Origin of the sequence: uncultured Sunxiuqinia sp. (assembly GCF_947495665.1) — a bacterium.
Lineage (GTDB): Bacteria > Bacteroidota > Bacteroidia > Bacteroidales > Prolixibacteraceae > Sunxiuqinia > Sunxiuqinia rutila.
Genome location: NZ_CANLZV010000003.1, coordinates 186,730 through 207,974, shown reverse-complemented (window position 1 = coordinate 207,974; position 21,245 = coordinate 186,730). Strand labels below are relative to the sequence as shown.

General features: G+C 38.9%; 17 protein-coding genes. All 17 read right to left on the bottom strand.

The window, feature by feature from the left end; genetic code table 11:
- Positions 1 to 66: 66 nt before the first annotated feature.
- Complete coding sequence (locus tag Q1A18_RS05945) at positions 67 to 963, bottom strand: IS982 family transposase (RefSeq protein WP_299578010.1); 897 nt, start codon at positions 961 to 963, stop codon at positions 67 to 69.
- 129 nt (positions 964 to 1,092) lie between these two features.
- Positions 1,093 to 1,314 carry a helix-turn-helix domain-containing protein gene (locus tag Q1A18_RS05940; protein ID WP_299578009.1) on the bottom strand — a complete coding sequence of 74 codons (222 nt, stop codon included), beginning with the start codon at positions 1,312 to 1,314 and terminating at the stop codon, positions 1,093 to 1,095.
- Positions 1,315 to 1,559: 245 nt separating this feature from the next.
- On the bottom strand, positions 1,560 to 1,808 hold the full coding sequence (locus Q1A18_RS05935) for a hypothetical protein (RefSeq protein WP_299578008.1): 249 nt from the start codon (positions 1,806 to 1,808) through the stop codon (positions 1,560 to 1,562).
- Between the two features lie 33 nt (positions 1,809 to 1,841).
- Entirely contained in the window at positions 1,842 to 2,678 is an 837-nt protein-coding gene (locus Q1A18_RS05930) for an RteC domain-containing protein (protein WP_299578007.1), read from the bottom strand.
- A gap of 412 nt (positions 2,679 to 3,090) precedes the next feature.
- Positions 3,091 to 5,658 carry an alpha-N-acetylglucosaminidase gene (locus Q1A18_RS05925; RefSeq protein WP_299578006.1) on the bottom strand — a complete coding sequence of 856 codons (2,568 nt, stop codon included), beginning with the start codon at positions 5,656 to 5,658 and terminating at the stop codon, positions 3,091 to 3,093.
- A 52-nt stretch (positions 5,659 to 5,710) separates the two neighbouring features.
- Positions 5,711 to 6,832: a DUF5009 domain-containing protein gene (locus Q1A18_RS05920; RefSeq protein ID WP_299578005.1), complete on the bottom strand. Its 1,122-nt coding sequence runs from the start codon at positions 6,830 to 6,832 to the stop codon at positions 5,711 to 5,713.
- Positions 6,833 to 6,911: 79 nt separating this feature from the next.
- The gene (locus tag Q1A18_RS05915; RefSeq protein WP_299578004.1) at positions 6,912 to 7,367 is read right to left on the bottom strand and encodes a hypothetical protein; all 456 of its coding nucleotides are present in this window, start codon (positions 7,365 to 7,367) and stop codon (positions 6,912 to 6,914) included.
- A 25-nt stretch (positions 7,368 to 7,392) separates the two neighbouring features.
- Entirely contained in the window at positions 7,393 to 9,099 is a 1,707-nt protein-coding gene (locus tag Q1A18_RS05910; protein ID WP_299578003.1) for a RagB/SusD family nutrient uptake outer membrane protein, read from the bottom strand.
- 23 nt (positions 9,100 to 9,122) lie between these two features.
- Complete coding sequence (locus tag Q1A18_RS05905; RefSeq protein WP_299578002.1) at positions 9,123 to 12,533, bottom strand: TonB-dependent receptor; 3,411 nt, start codon at positions 12,531 to 12,533, stop codon at positions 9,123 to 9,125.
- Between the two features lie 104 nt (positions 12,534 to 12,637).
- The gene (locus Q1A18_RS05900) at positions 12,638 to 13,723 is read right to left on the bottom strand and encodes a FecR domain-containing protein (RefSeq protein WP_299578001.1); all 1,086 of its coding nucleotides are present in this window, start codon (positions 13,721 to 13,723) and stop codon (positions 12,638 to 12,640) included.
- Positions 13,724 to 13,864: 141 nt separating this feature from the next.
- Complete coding sequence (locus tag Q1A18_RS05895) at positions 13,865 to 14,458, bottom strand: RNA polymerase sigma-70 factor (protein WP_299578000.1); 594 nt, start codon at positions 14,456 to 14,458, stop codon at positions 13,865 to 13,867.
- Between the two features lie 244 nt (positions 14,459 to 14,702).
- A complete protein-coding gene (locus Q1A18_RS05890; protein WP_299577999.1) occupies positions 14,703 to 15,398 on the bottom strand; it encodes a vitamin B12 dependent-methionine synthase activation domain-containing protein in 696 nt (231 codons plus the stop codon).
- A complete protein-coding gene (locus Q1A18_RS05885; protein WP_299577998.1) occupies positions 15,385 to 16,278 on the bottom strand; it encodes a CobW family GTP-binding protein in 894 nt (297 codons plus the stop codon). The genes Q1A18_RS05890 and Q1A18_RS05885 overlap by 14 nt, the downstream gene beginning before the upstream one ends.
- Positions 16,275 to 17,624, bottom strand: coding sequence for a uroporphyrinogen decarboxylase family protein (locus tag Q1A18_RS05880; protein ID WP_299577997.1), 1,350 nt, complete (start codon positions 17,622 to 17,624; stop codon positions 16,275 to 16,277). Before Q1A18_RS05880 ends, Q1A18_RS05885 begins: the two co-directional genes overlap by 4 nt.
- A 3-nt stretch (positions 17,625 to 17,627) precedes the next feature.
- Complete coding sequence (locus Q1A18_RS05875) at positions 17,628 to 18,296, bottom strand: corrinoid protein (protein WP_299577996.1); 669 nt, start codon at positions 18,294 to 18,296, stop codon at positions 17,628 to 17,630.
- Positions 18,297 to 18,772: 476 nt separating this feature from the next.
- Positions 18,773 to 19,798 carry a uroporphyrinogen decarboxylase family protein gene (locus Q1A18_RS05870; RefSeq protein WP_299577995.1) on the bottom strand — a complete coding sequence of 342 codons (1,026 nt, stop codon included), beginning with the start codon at positions 19,796 to 19,798 and terminating at the stop codon, positions 18,773 to 18,775.
- A 26-nt stretch (positions 19,799 to 19,824) separates the two neighbouring features.
- Positions 19,825 to 21,216, bottom strand: coding sequence for a hypothetical protein (locus Q1A18_RS05865; protein ID WP_299577994.1), 1,392 nt, complete (start codon positions 21,214 to 21,216; stop codon positions 19,825 to 19,827).
- Positions 21,217 to 21,245: the final 29 nt, after the last annotated feature.

Sequence of the window (21,245 nt, the reverse complement as noted above, 5' to 3'; positions counted from 1 at the left end):
ACTGGCTTTTGTTCTTTTCCAGAATCTTGTAGATATCCTGAGCATCGTAGTAACCTGAGTTCGATTTTAAAAAAGAGTAATTTGATCGGTTTTGATCATCTCATATTTTATTGCAGGCTTTTTAGGAAAAAAGTAATAAGCAATTAACCCTGAAATCAGATTTGTGATGAAGTTTTCGAAAGATCTGTGGCGGGAATGTTCAATTGAGCAGATGTTTTTCAATTCATCGTTAATGGTTTCAATTACGGATCGTTTACGGAGCAAGATCTTGTCTTTCATTTCCATCAGCACGTTTTTCATATTGTTTCGGATATGGGTAATCAGGTGTAGGCCATCTACAAACAGGACCTCTGTAAGTTTCTGTGAAACATAGCCTTTGTCGGCATAAAGCTTTCCTTTTAGTTTCTCAATAAACTTTTTGTCCTTCAATGGTTCCCTATCATCGGTATTTCCGGGTGTGATAACAAAGTTCAATATTTCTCCTTTGTCGTTAATCACAAAATGCAACTTGAAGCCAAAGAAGTAACCCATGGTCGATTTCCCCCTTTGGGCAATGCCATCGAATACTTTATGACGGAGGATTCGCTTGTTCTTACAAACCCTTATTGGTGTTGAATCGATAAAAGAAATGCCTGTACACGAACCCAAACAGCAGGTCTTTAAGAACAAAGTCATTGGTAGGGCAACAGATTGCATCAACTCTACAAACCTATTGTAAGAAACCGTTTGTGGAAAATATGAGTTAAGATGTTCTTTTACAAAGTATTGATAAAAGTGTTTTAGGTTTTTAAATACACCAAAATGAAAAAGAACCATAATGGTTATTACCTCGCTTTGGCTCATTTTGGGTGTTCTTTTGGGTTTATTTCCCAAACTATGTTTTGAAACTACTAATTCAAATTCCTTGCAGAATTCGTCTGCCAAGTAGAAAATTTCGGTAATTTTATCGTCACTTAATTGCATGGATTTTACTTCTAATTATTTGTTTATCAGACTTTTAAATTAGTAAATTCCATGCTTTTATTCAAATAAATCAACGGTAATTTTTAATTCAATTCATTTATATTCAGTGGGTTAATAATCGAACTCAGGTTAGTACAAAACACCTCCCATTTTGGTAAAGGGAAGCGTACCGTTTACCCGCATATTTTGAAGGGTTCCCGGGGAAATACCCAACAACTTACGGACTTCGCCCGAACGAAGCCACTTCTTGGAAGGCAGCCCCTGGTTTTCTTTGAACAGTTTTTTAAGCTCGTCGAATAATTCGATTTTGAACTCACGAAGATCGTCTGTGGTTAAAATTTCTGATGGCATAGCGTTTACTTTTGAATGATTCATTAATTAGGAGTCGTTTCTCTCGATCGGTAAAACTCAACCAAGGTTGACTTTACACTCGCTAAATCGAAACGATCATTTTGATTTCATTCAAAATTGCAGCCTTCAGCATTAATTTGTTATCAAGGACTTGTCAGGTAAGGTGTTTTTTATCGTAAAGTAGCACCAAGACATGTGTGGTTTTTCAGGTGAATCGCGAAGCACTTAGGGCACTAAAGCAAAAATCACGAAGACACTGCCATTCCTTTTCTTTTCCTTTCACGATAGTGCAGTACACAATCCCGGTGAAATTCCCTCATCCGATCCAGTTCTTCCTGCTCAATGTTTTCAATTTGAAGAATCTGCTCCCGTTCATTGTTGAGCTCATAGTAAGCGCGAAAAGGACAATCTTCCAAGGGTTTGCCCATGGGGCAGCCAGAAAAGGCATTAATCAAATCAACATTTTTACGAATTTTTGGTGTCTCGATTGACATGATATATAGCTTTTTGAAGGTTAATATTCTGATTTATTCGTTATCCTCATCCAGCCGTTGCTGAAGCACGGAACGTAAAAAATCCAAAAACTTGGTCCGGTCGATTTTTCGTTGCTGGATTTCAGCATGGAACCGGTAAATATCCTTACTCAGCTCCACCCCAAATAACTGTCCGAACATTCCCGCAAGCTCCCGAATCGTTGTTTTTCCTCCATTAACCATCTTGGCATAATGCAAGGCATAGATCAACTCTGCCAAGTCAATCTTTTTACCACACCACAGGTAGCTTGAATTGGCCCCATTGACATTATTATTGCCAGGGTTTTCGAGTTTCTCGATTTCTTTACCAAGGTAATCCAGCAGCATTTCGTTGGCCATAATCACCGAAAAGGTATGGTCGTGCCAGGTAAAAAACGCTTCATCCAATAGCTCTCTGCTGTCTTTCAACTCCAGGGGAATTTCAGCGTTTGATCGTAGAAAATACTGCTCATCCAAATGCTTATAGCCACAACGGTAATACTGTACTTTCAGATGACGCTTCTCCATGAACTCATTGATTTTGTAAAGGCAGTTCTGAAGGTACCGTTTGGTTAACATGACATCGGCGTTTCTGCGTTTACTTTCAATCTCGAAAACCAATTGATAATACAGTAACCGTCCATAGGCCGCAGGCTTGATTTCCTTGAAAAACAGAATCTCCGATTCGCGATCGGGGAATCCCTTTACCACAACCAATTTGCGCAATTTTTCCAAAGCAATCTTGCAATGACCAATGGCATACTCCACCTGATCAATAGTATTATTCGAGACGGCCTCTATCTTTGACAACTCCATTTTCAGTTCAAAGATGATATCCCAATACATCTCCATAGTATAAAATTTAATCGTGTTAATATTCTGGATCTTCCCAAAACCAACCCATTAACAAATTAAATTTCAGATTTTCAGGATGCTACTTTGATAAGCTATTTCTATCGCAATATAATTAATTTGTCAAAATTAAATCCCGAGAGCAAAAGCTTCCTCTCGGGATTTTCTTCAAAAGTGAAAATATAAGCAATAAATATTTCACATTCCTTATTTAATTCATAGGAATACTACTCTAGTAGCCTACTTATCTGTTCAGTACAATTCATAAGTCAAACAACTATTAACCGATGCTTAATCTTTAGTCGTATTCAATTATTACTCTAAGATTAAAAAAATCAACCTAACTTTCCGCTCATTTCATGGAATGAACTTTACTTCCCATTTTGTCAAATGTTGCACTTTCAAATAGGATCTACTCATCACTATCTAATATCAAAATAACCCTACCACTGACTTTCCCCCCATCCTCTGCAGCTGAAAGGGAAACCCGTAAAACAAGACCGTTATTTGCTTTTGTGTCATTGGGAACATCCAGCACATATTGTGGTGACAAATTATGTCCAACTGACTCGATATGGTTGTCACTTGCAATAACTTTTCCATCGGCAACCAATTCCACAATTTGAATTCTACTGGTTTGACTCCCCTTGATATATTCGAATTTAACACCTTTTATTTGTGAAATATATTCTCTTTTTATAGCCCATTCTTTTGTAATCCAATTTTCTGACAATTCACTAGAGGTCCAGTCGCCAATAATTCGGTCACTAATTTCTGGTATTACAGGTATGGGTTTATTAATCGCATTTTTTACCAGTTCTTGTGCTGCCTCAAGCGGATTTGAAAAAGGTTCGATTTCGCTAACTCCTTTTTTTAACACCCAAGCATCTTCAAATGCCCGTTTATCAAAGGGTTTGTTCTCTCTTAAACATTTTAAATTTAGCGCCATTCTATCGCGGTAGTAATCGCGAATTAAACCACCCCACATACGGGCTGCATAATCGTTTACCCCCGATTTTATTTTGGGTGCACCCCAAACCGTTACAATCCTTCTCGCATCGAGTTCGTATTTGTCCTGCACCTCAGGATTATTGCTATGCGAGCGTGCAAAGTTAATCCAGCGTTCAAGGTTTAATGTTGGATGATCTTCAAGCAATCTATCAGCATCGGTAAGTAATTGTAAAGCCCATGCACCCGCTTCGTCACGAATCTCGGGCTGAAATGACTGGTGCGCATTGTAGGCATATCCAAACCAATCTTCTGCTTTGTGGCAAAGTGCCGTTGCTGCGAATTCCATTGCATCAGCCTTGTAGAGTTCTGAATCTTTTAACTCGTCGGCACACGAAAGAAATTTTTCAATGGCTTCTAAAACACGTGGATCCTTATTTATTGTTCCCTGAAACCACAATCCATGAGATTGAAAACCAAAGCGTGGATGGTCGGTCATCGTACCATAACTTGTTTTGCGTAACAATTGCCATGCTTCAGCCATTGCTTCAGGACAAGCTCCATAACGTGCTTTTGAATAATCGATATACCAGGTATCAAGATCTATTTCTTCTTTTCGCCAAGCCATATCGGCAACCAATTCGAACGTAACATCGTTATTTTCTATTCCTTCAGGAGCAAATCCAAAACCAGAAAGATTTTTTCGGTAAGGAGAATTTAACATCTCAATTGGATTTGTCGCATAATAATCGTGTACACCCGTGTGACCGGTTTTCCCTCCGCTGTTCAGCATAAATCCATAAATCCAGGGTTTATTGTTGTAGCCCTCGAAAACATCGTAATTATACCCGTTTTTATAGGCTATGCCGTTGTATTCGTAAGCATAATCCAAAATTACCAATTTGTCGTCCGGGATTCGGCTAAAAAGAGCATTGGTAGTTTCTTTATTCCAGATATTACGTTGGTAAGTAAACATCCAACCTTGCACAACCCAAACTGCATCGGGGTTAGCTGCTCTTAACGATTCATAAATAGCACTTCCATAGTCTGACAAAAGTTCGGTTACCGGCTGATCTGTTTTTGGTAGATCTAATTCGTTAAAACTATCAGCAAGAAAATATTTACATTTCCCAAATTCCTTTTCCCATTCTTCAATAAAAAGCTTTCCTATTTTGTTAAACAATGGGGTTCCCGGGCTTAAAAGATAACCATGATATTTCTGAGGAAGTCCTCCCCAACTTACTTCTAGTAATTTATTATCAGGATAAACTTCGGTAATTCCTTTCGGGACAAAACCAGCAAAAGCCGGAACGATAGGACTCATCCCGAGTTCTTTCATTCGGCTTAGTATTTTATGCTGAAGTGCAATTTGATCTTCGTGCCACTCATCAGACAGTACATCGCCATCAAGGCCGTTTATATTTCCCATGCGTTGCCATGGCAACAATGAAGGCCCCGTATAAAATGCATCGATTTGCTCCTTCTTCAGTCCAAGTTTTTTCCAAACCCGGGTTGCAATTGCTTCATTCGCCACCAATGCCAACGGGAAATTCATTCCATGCAGGGCCATCCAGTCAATCTCTTTCTCCCATCGGTTCCAATCCCAATAAGGAGTTGAATAACCAAATGCACAAACATTTAGATAGTAACGATTTTTATATGGAGTAGAGAAACTCGTTTTATCCACTTCCGGCCAGGCTTCTGGAGTGTCAAGACGTGTTCCATTCCAGGTAACCATACCAAGTTTATTATCGCGAATATACTGATAAACACCGCGACTAAGCGCAACCGGGCTTGAGCCACTTATTGAAACTTTACCGTTTTGAGCTTCAATTTCAAAAACATCTCGGTTATCTTTTTCTGGAATCTCATACAGTTTTATTCCTTTTAGTTTGTCGCCAAACGTTCGTTCTAGGACTCCACTTACAGCCTCTTCTATTGCTAAATCATTTTTGCTTTTTGCTTCCTGACTCTTTCCTGAGTAGGGAATCATCAAAATTATTAAGAGGATGATTAGATAATTATTTCTCATTTTATATTTTTGTTTTAATTGCATACAAATAAGTTGACATAAACAGTAACTATCACACTTTTACAAAAGTTTTTTTCTTGTACATCCAATACATGATCAGATATACAAAGGCAAGTGACACAATTGAGTTAAGCACCGGATAAAAACTACCGGTATATTGTTCCAGTCCGAAAATGAAGATGTGCCCTATTTTCTGAAATGGAAATAAGTAGCTGGCCATATAAACCGCAATGCTGTTCATTCCAATAACTCTTAGCCAGAACGCCCAGCGCTGGTATCCCTTTACATCAATGAGGTAATAAAAAACCGAAATTAGCAGAAAGCTTAATCCGGATGAGTGAAGGATGAATGAGGCGCTCCAAAGACGTTTTATAATGGGGTACCAAATATTTAGAACCTGCCCGGCGGTAACCATACAAGCTCCAAGAATTGCAAGTATTACTGTTTTATGAATCATTGAGTTTTGTGAATGAACAAAACGCATTTTAATTTTTTCTGCCCTAATTATTGTGCTTGCAAAAACACCGGTCATTACAGTGGCAACAAACCCCAGGGAACTTAATACCCATGTGTAATCTGCGGTAGGATCATCAAATTTACCAAGCACTAATTTGTCGATATATTTTGCGGGATTTATTTCATGTGTACATATACCAGCCTCGTAACCCGGTACTGGAACAAACTGCATAATGGCCCAATAAATTCCTACCAATCCAAAGGTAAAAATTAATTGTGCTTTTATTTTTAGTGTTGAATAAATTAGTGTACTAAAAAAATAACCGATTGCAATAGCTTGAAGGGTATCATGGATAAGAAACATGTCATCCGGATCAATTGCCAAAAGATTGCACTGGCAAACCATTCCGAGAATAAATAATATTACAGCTCTTTTAAAAGAATGAAAATAAATGGTTCTCCGGGATTCTCCCAGCGATATTCTCTTGTTGAAAGAAAATGGAATTGACATGCCAACCATAAACAAGAATAATGGCATGATTAAATCATAAAAATGGAATCCTTCCCAGCTTTTATGAATGGTTTGTTGAGCCAATACATTAAACACTTTCCAATCGGTTGCCTTAGCCAGATTTCTGATAACAAATTCTCCTCCAATAATCCAGAGCATATCAAAACCACGAAGGGCGTCCAGCGATTTTAGTCTTTCTGATTTCATTATATAAAAAATTAAAAAACAGGGGCATCCAAGTAGAGATGCCCCTTTAACTAACTAAACCAAATCTATGCGGAAATTATTATTGGCTTACAATAGTTGTATTAACAGTCCATATTTTTTCAGTTTTTTTATCGGCAGCAGTTACCTTATATTTCACTGAGCTGGAGAAATTGCCTGGAACTCCAAGTTTAGGTGCACCTTCAACCGGCTCAATGGTTGCTGCAGTTGATAAATCGCAGTATCCTACAATATTTCCCACCGAAACCGCATTTCTAATTTCTTCAGGAAAATTTGCATTAGCTGCCGGAACAGTAATTTTATTGGAAACCGTATTGTTATCCGTATCTATTGTAGGGATATTTTGCAATCCATACACTCTAAAATCACCGGTCGTAGCATCTTTCCAACGTACTTCAAAATTAAAGTTTGTGATATCTGCATCTTCAAATGCAGGCAAGTCTTCGAGTCCCGATTCCAGACAAGAATTTAACCCGAGTGACAATATAAGTATCAGTAATAAATAATATTTCTTCATTGCTATCATTTTTAAATTTTAAACATTACCACCCAGGATTTTGGGTAAGGTTACTATTCTGTTGTCTTTCTCCTTCCGGTATTGGGAAAAGATATCTTCTGTTCGACCATTTTCTCATATGGTTATTCCCCTCTGTTGAATCATCAACAAAGAATGACAAACCATCAGCAGCGATATTAACACGTGTAGTTGGAGTATTTAGTTCAGGAATAATATCCAATCCTTCATATTTTCCCCATCTCATCAGCGACCAATACCTATCTTCTTCAAACGCCAATTCAGCACGTCTTTCAATTTCATATGCTTCCCAAAGTTCTTCAGCATTTAATCCGGCATCTAATGCAGGCAATTGACCGTGAACTGTTCGTGTTTTATTCAAGTATTCAACGGCTTTCCCGTTATCACCTGTTTTTAACAATGCTTCAACATAATCGAGGTAAACTGCACCTAACCTGATTATTGGACGGTGATGAGCAGTTGGATCGCTGTGCCATACCATTTTCCCCTCGTAAAGGCCTTTCCTTATGTAATAACCTGAGCGTGATAATCCCCATCCATAAGATTGATGGTTAGAATTCCAATGCATATTGCCATCTTCACGTGTTGTAATAGTATTAACAAAATATTGTGAAGAATCGTGGGCAATAGTAGCATAAAATCGGGCGTCGCGATTGGCGTAAAGAAGTTCGCTTACCAAACCGCTGTTTCCATTGGCAACATATTCTTCGTGGTAAGAAGACTCTTCCCATTTTTTTGCTTTACCATCTGTGTCAACAACCAGATATGCATCAGTTAAATTATGGGAAGGAAAACGTTGTGGCCATCCCCACATAGGTTCAACCAATTGTGGAGTTACTTCAGGTCTGTTTCTGTCATTTGCAGTCAACCCACAAATTCCTTGAATTAAAGTACTTTCAAAAGAATTATTCTCTTCACTCTTAAAGAATGCCAAAATAATTTCAGGCGAACTTTGCCCACGAGCAAAGGAGTTATGCATATCCTGAAACTGGTCATCCAAAGTATAACCGATACCAATTACCTGTTCTGCAGCTGTTTTTACTTTTGTAAAATAAGAATCATTTCCGGTATATGCAGCAGCCTGAAGGGCAGCCCTTGCAACCATTGCATAAGCAGCACCTTTAGTTGCCCGGCCCGGAGCGGCAGATTCAGGCAAGTTCTGAGCAGCCTCTTCCAAATCTTTTAAAATAAAAGCATAGGTATCTTCCAATGATGATCGGGATAACAACATCTCATCTTCAGGAGTCAATACTTTATCAACTATCATTAATCCTCCATAACGGCGGGCCATCCAAAAATACATCATACCCCGAAGAAATTTTCCCTCTGCGGCAAAATAAGCTTTATCATCTTCGGTAAGTCCTTCTGAAGATGTTGCTTTTTCAATTATCAGGTTACATTTACGTATAGTAGGATAACGATTGTATCCATCGCTAAAGAACTGATCAATATTGTCGAATGCAAGATTTACGTTTGAAGCGTTTCCAACAAAACTCCATAGTACAGAATTATCTGTATAATCATCAGTATAATCCCAATAGTAAGAACCTAAAACATCGTTATAAACATCTCGTACAAATCCCATTGCCAGATTCCTGTCAGACCAAACATCAATTTCGGAATACTTATCCAACGGTTTTTTGTCCATAATATCTTCTTCACAAGAAGAAAATATCATTAATAATAGAACTAAACTATATATTATTTTTTTCATTTTTTCCATTTTTAAAGATTACACTAAAAACCTACACGTACACCAAAAGAATAAACACGTTGTACAGGATAAGCATACCCTTGCGCTGACGCGGTTTCAACATCAAGGAAATCTTTTATTCCTGACTTGGTGAATGTTAACAGGTTAGTTCCGTTAAAGGTTAGCACACAACTGCTGAAGAAATCAAGATCTTTTAGCAACTCACGTTTTAGGTCGTAAGTAACGGTTAAACTCTTTAATCTGAAATACTGTACATCGTATAACCAGAAATCAGAGGTTACATAGTTATTGGCAGAATTATGCTTTGGATATGATGCCAATCTTGGGAAAGCCGCATCTTTGTTATCCTCCGTCCAGTAATCCAACTGGTAGGTCCATCTTGCATCGTCAGCACCGTGGAAAGATCCGGCTACGTATGGATTCACATCTGGTGTTAAATACAACGACCTATTACCTGTTCCCTGGAAAAGAGCGTCAACCATTAAACCTTTATACTTTAAAACAAAATCAAGTCCGTAGTAAACATGAGGAAAATCCTGGCTTCCGGTTCTTACAAAATCGTTACCATCCAGCTTTCCATCACCGTTAATATCCTGATACCTTATATCGCCTGGTTTTGTAGCCGATGAGCTGGTTCTGCGCGGAGCGTTAAGTATTTCATCAACTGTTTGGTAATAGCCATCGTTTACATAGGCTCTCCCCCAATAATCTTTAGAATGTGTTACACGAACTAATGGGTTTTTAAGATCCACTTCATTTTCATCTGCTTTCTTTTCCCAAAGTTGGTCGTACTTGGTAATATTGGCACCAATCTCATATCCCAATTCGCCAATCTTATTTTTATACCTCAAAGCTGCTTCAAATCCTGCTCTACGGTGTGCTCCATCCGATTTTACTAATGGTAAATCTTTTCCAAGTGGAGTTATATATCTTCCCGCCGGGCTTACCAAGTAACCGGTAGTCCTGGCATAGAAATAATCAAATTTCCCGCTCAACTTATTTCCAAGCGATGCGAAATCAAATCCAACATTAAATGATTTTTGAGTATACCAACTCAGATCCTGACTTACCAAATCCCCCTCTCGATATCCATTATAAACTGTACTACCTTCGGCATAAATACTATTAACCAGATTATAAGATGGAATATAACTAAACAAACTTACATCGCCATCATTCCCAACAGTACCATAAGAAGAACGTATTTTGAATAAGTTAAAAATATCCTTATCATTCAATTCCTGCATAAATCCCTCTTCAGAAACAACCCAAGTACCAGAAACAGAAGGGAAAAATCCCCAACGTTTATCTTCTTCAAATTTCAAACTTGCATCACGCCTGAAGCTACCTTCGATAAAATACTTATTATTATAACCGTAAGATAACCTACCAACAACACCTTTACGTGCTGATTCCCATGCACTACCATCATTTGTTTTACCATCGTTAGAACCAGCGAAAAGCTGATCTACAACCGACGACTCATAGTTTCTTCTGTACGCACTAAACCAATCCCCGGCACCTTCTTGCATAGAATATACCAAAGTAGCACCAACAGAATGCTTATCAAAAGTTCTGTTATAGTTTACATGCCCTTCAAGGTTCCACTCCCAAATTTTTTCAAAACTTGTACTTAAACTTGGTTTAGAAGAAGATGGAGACACCTCTCCTGTAATTGGATCATAAAATTCGGGATAAGCTTTCCAATACTTATTGTGTTTATAGGTTCTACTGTAATTACCAAGAGCTGATACGGTTAACCCTTTTACATTTGGCACAGTCCAATCGAAACGTAACTGCGAATGGTTAAAGTTAGTTTCTTTCCTGTCGTACCCAGAACGTTTATCCAATTCAATTATCGGAGAATCGGCAACCCTTGCTAATTTGGAAGGATCGTTAACAACATAGGCATGTTCCCAAGGTAAACGATGTGCAACGTGACCAAAAATTTGGCTAGGTCCGGTTGAAGGTCCATCGTATTTATTGATTGAACCACTTAAAAAGAATCCTACATCCAATCCAATTTTTTCAAAAGTGGTGGTTATATTACTTCGGTAAGTATATTTTTTTGAGTTTAGGTTGTCTGTTTTGTAAATACTTCCCTGATCGAGATAGCCTAAAGAAAGATAATAATTAGCCACTTTCCCTCCGCCAGTTGCAGATAACGAATGACGTTGCTGAGGAGCACTTTTTTTCAAAGCTAAATCAAACCAATCGGTATTTGGAAAATGTTCCGGGTCGCTGCCATCTTTCATTTTTGCAATCTGATCTGGTGTCCATGCAGGTTCCAAACCATCTCGTGTCATACCTTCATTGGTCATTTCAGCAATTTGGTGTGGAGCAAGTCGGTCAGGATTAACTGTTGGTTGACTTATTTCGTACGTTCCCTTATAAGTAATTATTGGCGTAGAACCTTTACTTCCTCTTCTGGTATTAACAAGTACGATTCCGTTTGCTGCTCTTGCACCGTAAACAGCAGTTGCTGCAGCATCCTTTAAAACGTTAAGATCTTTAATGTCTTCAGGGAGCAATGTTGCAAATACCTCTTTGTTGGAGATAATTCCATCAATAACATAAAGAGGTTCTCCTCCCCCCCGGATTGAGATTGTAGGTAATGCGCCTGGCTCACCACCTTTTTTATAAACAATTACACCATCAGCCCTTCCTGCAAGTGATTCTCCTACATTTGAAAAAGATACATCTTCAAGACGTTTGGTTTCTACTTCAGTAATTGCACTGGTAAGTTTTCGTTTTGTTGAAGTACCATACCCCACTGCTACTACCTCTTCCAAACCAATGGCATCTTCAACCATGGTAACATCAATTTGTGCTTTTCCATTGACTGCTATTTCCTGAGTTTTCATACCCACAAACGAGAAAACTAAAGTCGCATCAGCGGGGACATTGGATAGTTTATAGACTCCGTCAAAATCAGTAACAATCCCTATAGTGGTTCCTTTAACAACAACAGCAACTCCGGGTAACATCTGACCTGATGAATCGGTGATTTTTCCTTGAATGGAAATCGATTGTTGCGAACCAAAGTTGTGATTATTCTGAAAATCATCAGCAAAAAGAAGCACTTGCCGACCTTTGATATCATATCGAATTCCAAGATCTTTAAACACAGTATTAAGTACCTCCGGAATCGATTTTTTCTCTACTTCCACATTGACCTTTGTATCCACATCAATCATTGCAGAACTGTAAAGAAAATAGAACTCTGTCTCATCCTCAATTTTTGTAAGAATCTCTCGTAGCGAGGTACTCTTATAATTCAATGAGATTGTTGTTTCCTGGGAATAGGATTCGAGTCCCAGAACCTGAAATACTGACAACAATAGTAGAAAAGTAGTTAGTTTCATGAATAATAATAATTTTCGCGCAAAACACGCATTTCCCGCCCTAAAGACGAAATGAATTGTTTTTTTCATACATTTGTTTTGTTAATAGTTAGAAATAACTCTCTTCTGAGAATTTTTAATTAAACTGGCAGGGTGATGTGGGGCATTACCCTGCTGCTTTTTTTAATCTTTTCTTATTCCACTTTTCCTCCTTTTTTATAGATTAAAATTTCTTTTTCTGAAAATGTTCCATCCGACAGTTTATGCCGGCCTGAAACGGTATATGAAATGGGTGTCACAATTTTCATCATTTCCAAAACCTGATCCAATGATTCATCAATAAATGTAGCGGTATAAGAGAGTGAGTTTAAATCAGGATCTGCGATAGTCACCTTAACGTTAAACCAACGCGATAATCGTTCTGCAACCACTCCCAAGCCATCATCCTTAAATACTAGCTTTCCATCTTTCCACGACACATACTTAGACGTGTTCACCTTTGTAATCGAATATTTATTGTTTAATTTATTAAAAGAAAAATTCTCTCCTGGTTGCATGTCGCATACTTCTGAATTTTTATCATTGGCATTTTTCAAAACAATCACTTTCCCTGATTCCAAGGTTGTTTCAAAAACATCGTCATCAGCGTATGCTTTAACATTGAACGATGTACCAACAGCCTTTATCGCCATACCATTAGATTCAACAATGAACGGTTTCTTTTTATCCGGAGCGACATCAAAATACCCTTCACCAATCAACCCAACCTCTCGAACACCTCCTGTAAACCACTTGGGATAAACGAGTTTACTGCCTTGATTAAGCCAAACTTGCGTTCCATCAGGTAGCACAAAATGGGTTCTGGAACCAGCAGGTGCCTCAATTTCATATTTGGAGGACATGCTCAACAGGGAGTAAATTTCGGGTTGAATAAAATGCGTATAGATTAGTAAAGTCAAAATTGGCATTAAAAGGAATACGGCTACCCTTGATAGAAATGGAGAGACCTTTAGTTTTTTCGAAATCAGAAACAGAGTTTTAGTATCTCTTTTCGGATTCGACTGGTTTAAGTTTATGGAATGGTGAATTCGATCCAACCGCCTTTGCGCAGCTTCGGTATTTGGATTCTCAGTAATATCGATATCATTCCAGTAGTTTTCAAATAATGATTTATTCTTTAAATCTACTTTATGTGGTTTATCGAGACTCGCAAAAAATTCATCAATTTCTTTTGAGGTGCATTGATCAGATACAAATTTATGAAGAAGTCTTTTGTCCATTTCTATTTTGATTTAGCTGACCAATTCATTCTCGCATTGAAAAAAAGAATAAATAGATACAGGCTTTCGATAAGAATTTTCACTCTTACTAAAGGTTAGACGCAGCAAATTAAAAAACCACTAGTCCAATCGTGATTTTTTTTATAAAAAAAGATATAGGAAGAGAAGTAGTGACAAATAGGCTTCCCCTAAGTTCTCTTTAAGGTATTTGTGGGCTTTCACAATGTGATTTTCAACAGTATTAACAGAAATACCTAGGGTCTCTGCTATTTCTTTGTAAGAATAGTTCTTAAAATGTTTCATTTTAAAAACTTCACGCTGACGTGGTGGCAAGGTCTCTACCAGTAGATTGAGTTTTTCATTAAATGCCTCTATATTCACCCCATCTAAAACTTCGGCTTCATCAATATCTATCTGAACCGACTTAACATACTCAATATACTCCGTATTCTTTGCTTTACTCCTCAAAAAGCTGACTGTAGTATTGTACGCTATTGTAAAAAGGTAGGAATCAAAAGATTCCGGGTTCCTTAACTTCTGCTTGTTCTCCCAGACTTTAACAAATACCTCATGAACAAGATCTTCAGTGTCCGCTTTTGTTTTAACCAATGAAAATATAAATTTTTGAAGCTTATAATCGAATATGGAATAAATATCATCAAAAGCCTTCATATCACCATTGATAAATCGTACGATTAGCTCTCTCTCAACTATATTTCCAATTTTTAGGGACATCGTAAAGATTAAATTGTGCAAGGATTTGAACAAAGTAACAAAAAATAAATAACCAACTTTTTATTTCCAATATATACTCTCCTTGAAAAATATTTGAAAACCTCACTTCTGAATCTGCTCCTGCTAACCATAAAGTTCTTATTCTAATAATTTATTTCATAAAGTCTCCATTTGATTATATCTTCTTTCTGCATCACTATACAAAGTCTTAAAATAAAACGCCAAGCAACCATGGGCATGACAACTACTTCTTGTAAAAACAATTCTTCATTTGGCACAAGTCACATTGGTACTCCCGAAAGTGTACATCCTTTCCAATGCCAATCACTCCACTAATTGATTTGACCGGATTCATTAGTGATGAAGGGGTCAAACTTACTCCGCTAGGACTACCTCCAAGCAAGCGAAAGAGTTTGTATTGATCAGAAACATCCCAGTGGCAATACCCGGGACTGTAGCGATTGGTAATGTTACAACCATCCTTTTTAACCCTTTGCCTGATCAGTTGCTGCAGCTTATCTCCCACTGCTTCGGCAATGGCGCCTCCCAAAATATCATAAACATAGCCCAAAACAGGATCTTCTCCCCCAAGCAAGGCAACCGCTTTTTCACTAAGTGTGCTTCCTGCAGTAGAAACAAAAAAAGCCAGTTTTTCTGCGCCTTCAAGTTCTTTACGTATCGTTTTTCCTACTTTAAACTCAAGGTGGTTAGCCAAAATTGAAGATCTCCGGGCCACAAGTTCAACGTCCTCAATAATCTGGTAAGTGCCTCTAATATCTTCCAGATGGCTGCAATCCCGAATGGTCTCATTCAGGTAACTCCCAAAAGGCTCAGGCAAACAATCCGAACTATAGCCCAATAGCTTGATGATCTGATCTTGATCAATAACGAGGTCTCTAAAATGAAATTTGAGTTCAGTTGCTGTTTTAACAATGCTCATCGTATATGATTTGAAGATTTTCAGTTCCTTTAAATGTTCCGATCAGCACCAATTCTCCCGATCCCTTAAACGAGGGGATCTCCTGAAAGGTAAACTCTGAAAAGACACCCTGTACAAAGATAGCTTCTCCATCTTTAAGTTTCAGGAACCCCTTAGAGCGAATACAATCCTTTTTTATTCGATCGATAAATCGGCTTAACTGCTCAAGATGAATCCCTCGATGACCTCGAATAACAACGGACTCCACATCAGGCCTTCCTAAGGCACCTTTCTGATCATCAGGAAACAGATTTAGTGCCTTTTTAAAGCCCGAAGTAGCCACCCGTCCATATTCTCCCTTCAACTGGTTAGCAAAAGGATTGACATGTCTAATCCACGTTGCAATTTCATCGGTGTCGTTTCCGACCTGATCCGTTTTATTGATAATGATGGTATCGGCGCAACGCAACTGATGCTCCATTCGCAACCTTAGCGATGGCATCCGCTTAAAGTTTAAGGCATCAACCAAACACCACACATGCTCCAGGTAGATTTTCCCTTTCAACTGTGGCGATTGGAAAATCTGCCCTACCCCTGTCGGATCGGATAATCCAGAGGCTTCCATGATCAACATATCGGGTTGATATTTTTCAACGAATTCATTCAAAGACTTAATAAACGAACCCAGAAGACACACACAAAAAACCGAGCCATTATTGATTTCCAACACCTGATAACTTGCATCCTGTTGAAATTTTCTTCCATCAATATTGATGGAAGAAAATTCATTCTGAATAATTGCGATATTACTCTTTGAATCTGTATTTTCAAGATAATGATTCAGAAATGATGTTTTACCGCTTCCTAAAAAACCGGTTACTAAATGCAAAGGAATGCTCATCGCCCCATGACATTTTTTATGGCTTTCACAATTTCTGATTTCCTCGGAATTTGGCTGATAAATTCAGCTTTCCCATTAATACAGGTTGTTGGGACATTCTGCACACCAAGAGCCATCATCATCCGGATACCATCCACATCCTTGATTTTATGCTCGTTCACTTCTACATTCCCCGCAAACCCACTCGCCGCCTTCCTAACAGCTTCAACCATATACTGGCAAGGAGCACAGGAAGCTGAATCGAGCGTGATAATATCAACAATTACCTTTCCTTCAACCCAATGCCCTTCCAGGTTAAGGGGCTCCAGCGATGAGACATGTTCCATCTCACGGGTTACCTGCCGGGCATATTCATTATGAACCTGCTCGGATACTGCCTGCAAATTGGCAATGGGAGTATCCATTGGCAGGTCGCAACCTGGCGCCAAGATAAAACCTTTTGTTCCTCCCAAGTCCAGACAATCCACCGCTTCTTTTTTCGAATCCAATTCATTACCCAAAAGCAACACACTGGTCAACTTCAGGTTTCCACCAAAGCTAATCCCTTTCTTTAGTGCAATTTCTTTGACATAATCCAGTGGAATGTTCTCGTCTATTGAAATATTATCTGGACGACAGTCAAACATCACTTCAATATTTTGCTGTGCATGTCCGCATACAAAAAACGAACTGTATTTTTTCTTTGCCCGAACAAAATCAAATATCTGACTTACATAAGGGCTAACAAAGGTTTCAAACGACATGGGATCAATCTGGCTAGTCATCGGATCCACCACGGCGATAACATCGCAGCCAGCATCCAATAGCATCTCCGAGTGTTTAATTCCCACCTGAGTACAAAAATCCATCAATTCATTCACGTAATCCGGATCTTCAAATAATTTCATGAAGATTTCAGTGCCTAAAAGATGTAAGGCTAAGGTGAATGGCCCGGTGATTAATCCATACAGTGCGACGTCAGGGTATTTTTCCCGAAGTTCACGTGTAGCTTCCAACACAATCGGGAAACGTCCATCCGATTTTTCAGGAAGACTCAATGAACTCAGCTCAACGCCATCGGCTAAAGGATGCGACACCACTGCAGGCGGATTCTCTTTACTCCAAACCAACTTGCATCCCAATATCTCAGCTTCAATCTGCAGGTCGAATACCACCGGAATACCATCCGGCTGATACAATTCAACGGCCTTACTAATTCCGTCAACCACCCGGTCAGCCGATTTGAGATATTCTTCGGCATCAACACCAACCAGTTTTCCACCATGCACGCCAACAAAGGGAACCCAAGGGATCCGGTCGACTTCTTCCATTCGGAAAACTTTTTCAATACGCTCCAATCCATTCATAACTTAGGCAACTTTAGTATTCAAAAACTCAACAACTCCCTGTGGATCTGACGAATAATTATCTGCTCCAATTTTATTGCAAAAATCGTTGTTCACGGGGGCACCACCAATGGTAACTAACGTATCGGGAAGCGCCTGTTTTATCTCTTGGGTTATTTTCTCCATATTGACCATCGTCGTAGTTAGCAAAGCTGACAATCCAACCACTGCCCCCGGATTCTCACGTAAGGCTGCAATAAATTTAGCTGCATCGACATCGGTTCCCAGATCTATTACCTTGTAGCCGCTTCCTTCAACCATCATAGCTACCAAATTCTTTCCGATATCATGCAAATCGCCCAAAACAGTTCCAATAATGAATGTTCCTTTTTGTTTGGCAGCCCCTGACAGAAAGTGAGGCTTTAAATGGAGCATGGCCGTCCCCATCGCTTTGGCCGACATCAAAACCTGAGGTACAAAAACTTTATTTTCGCGGAATTTAACTCCTACTCTTTCCATCCCGGGCATCAGTCCCTGAGTCAAAACATCTTGAGGGTTTATTCCTTGCGCAAGGGCTTTTGCAGTCAGCTCATCGGCACCTTCCTGTTCTTTCATTTGAGGAGGAAATGGGGATGCAAGGTTTATTTTTCCGAATTCAATGCAGTCGGATAATTTAGATAATATGTCACTCATAATATTCAGATTTAGTTTTTATTTACAATAGTCGTAACATTAAACAACTCAAAAAAAGTACGATCTTTGAAAAAGATGTAAAATCTTACTTTGCTAAAAATCATTGTTGTCCGGCAACCCGGAATATTTTTAATTGTTCCTTTTCAATTTAATGATTCACAATATTCTTATTTTTTATTTTCAAAAGTAAGCCCCATCTATTTCGAGAATTTCAAATAGTATTTCAAACAGATTAAGAAGAACTTGCAGCCCAACATGCTGATTACTTTGAGAAAGAGCAAACTGAAGCTAAAATTAAGCTTTTTATAAAATGGTATCCATCATCATCAGACAGCAACTGAAAAACTACATTAATATATATCCTTCCCTCGAAAATCCTGAGAAAACATGTATTATGTTAATAACAAGATGAATACAAATATCAACATTTGAAATTCCATTTTGTATTTAAACAACTTCATAATAAAACTATATTATCAAAAGCAATATTCTCTTGCTGTTTGAATCATTCTTCTTAAGTTTTCTTCTGGGGTATTCGAAGGGATCGCACAACCTGCATTCAGAATAAACCGATTGGTTTTCGAGAAGATATTCATCAATTCGATGGTTTTCTTTTCAACCAATTCAGGGCTTCCCATTGCCAGCACCGAACTTGGATCGATATTTCCAATGAAACAAGCATCGTCATGAAATACTTCAAATGCCTTATTCACATTGGTTTTGTAGTCAAGCTCGAATGCATCGGCACCAGTTTTAAACATGGCTTCAATAATCGGCTCGGTATCTCCACAAATGTGCAGAGTGTAAGGCAACTTGCATTCGTGAGCAACATCTACCACCCGTTTTTCAAAAGGCATGGCAAACATTTCATACATCTCAGGGGAAATCATTTCCGGACCGGCAGGACTGTCACCATTCGATACCATGTCGCAGCCTGTTTGAGCCATCAGGCGAATAAACTGACAACTAATGTCGGAGCAATATTCCAGTAGTTCCTGAATCATTTCGGATTCTTCCATCAGCATGTCGAGCATCCAATTCTGGCTACCACGCATCATGCTAGCGAGCGAAAAAGGAGCTTGATCGCAATTGCCGCGCACGAATATCTCATTACCGAAATGTTGCTTGATCAAACTTACCGCTTCGAGCCAGTTTTGCACATAGCGATAATTTTCAATATTGACCTTTTTCAACGATTTCACTTCGCTTAAATCATTCAGGTTTCCAATGGCAGACCTTGCTGGTTCGTGCTCCGGAAAGTCAATCGGCACACCCACTGCTCCAGCTAACGTAACGGTATCCAAATCAACCAAAACTCCATCAAATTGATATTTTTCAACCGATTTAATAAAAGTGTCAGATACAACTTTGGGATTTTCCCGATAAGTTGCCATGCTCACTCCGGCCTCTTCAGCCGCCATCATAAAATTATGCAGCATTACCGGTGTTTTATCCGGCTTTTCTCCCTTTAGAGCTGCCTGTATTCGTTCATATCCGTTCATTCGTAAAAATTATTAAATTATATTTCTCATAGCAACTTAATAGCTGCTCCCAGAGCATCCATTCCTATTGATTGGCAAACTCCGAATTTGTTTTGTTCTTTCATCTTCTTCAAATCCCACTCAATAACATCGTCTGCCAGTCCCCATTGTTCACGGAATTGTTCAATGTATATCCGATCATTTTCAGCATTTGTAAACTCTGGTTGAAATTGATTGTTAGACTCATCGCGGGTTTGCCAGATGGCCTCAGTCGTTGCCAGAATATTTTCGGAAAGATCAACACCAAGCAAAGCTCTTTCTTCCGGTGATCCGATGTAGCGCATCATAATGCCTCGTCCGGCCAAATAATCGTTTCCGTGAGCTGGACCAAAACTTGATAAACATGGGGCTTCACGGATAATTCCATCTTTCTTGCTAACCAGAGCTGTTTTAATTCCTTCTCCAAGCAACTGGATAAGCGCGCGAATATTTTTTTCATATGCGAGTACGTCAAAAGTTGCATCGATATTATTTGCGGCAATCCATGCTGACAGCTCTTTTCGTACCGCCAGCATGTCGGTCAGTGCACCAATCAACATCCCCTGATCACCAGTCCAAACCCAGCCTTTAGCCCAAGGCGGGTGAATTTTTTCCATATAATCCGACCCCTCAAATTCAGCCATCGGGCGCTCTTGCACCAACGCTCCTTCGCTGCTAAGCTTTTTCAGATACTGATATTCTTCCAGTTTAAACCATTCATCGAACCACAACCATTGACGGTAAGCCATATCGAGGTATTTTTCGTTGTCACTGATATCTTCAGTCAGGCTTAAACGATAAATGCGCGATGAGAGCAAGAACAACAACACATTGGTTACTGTATTTTTCACCCCTTTGCTCACCCCTTTGGCATCGCCATTACGGCATCCATGAGGAACAGGCAAAGCGGTTGTTGTATGATCATAGGCATTCTTTTTTTTATATTCCCAACACAAATCAGTTGAAAGTTTCAGGTATTTCTCTGCAAGTTCTAACTCACCCATTTTCTGAAGGTGTTTACGAGCATTCAGCCCCATTAGTCCCCACCAGCCAAAATCGTCGGCCCACAAGTCACCCGGATCAAAACGGTTAAAAAAGGTCAGATTCTCTTCCAGCATTTCTTTTACCTTCAGTTGCATTTCTTGAGATTTTGGTGCTTCAGGCCAACGTTGCAGCACAGCATCAACAAAGGAGAGGCAGGCATCGAAGGTATTTCCCCGTTTCCAAAAATCGTTGAAGTTCCATATTTCAGAAAAACGATCGAAAGCTGCAAATGCTTTGATCTTTAGTTCTTCTTCGAGATTACTGTTATCTAAACTTTTGCAAGCTGTTAGCAGATCGGAGCCAATCATAAGTGTAGCAAAAGTTCCGGTTAATTTTATAAAATTTCGTCTTTCCATCGTTTATTTTTTTGAAGGATAAAAGATTC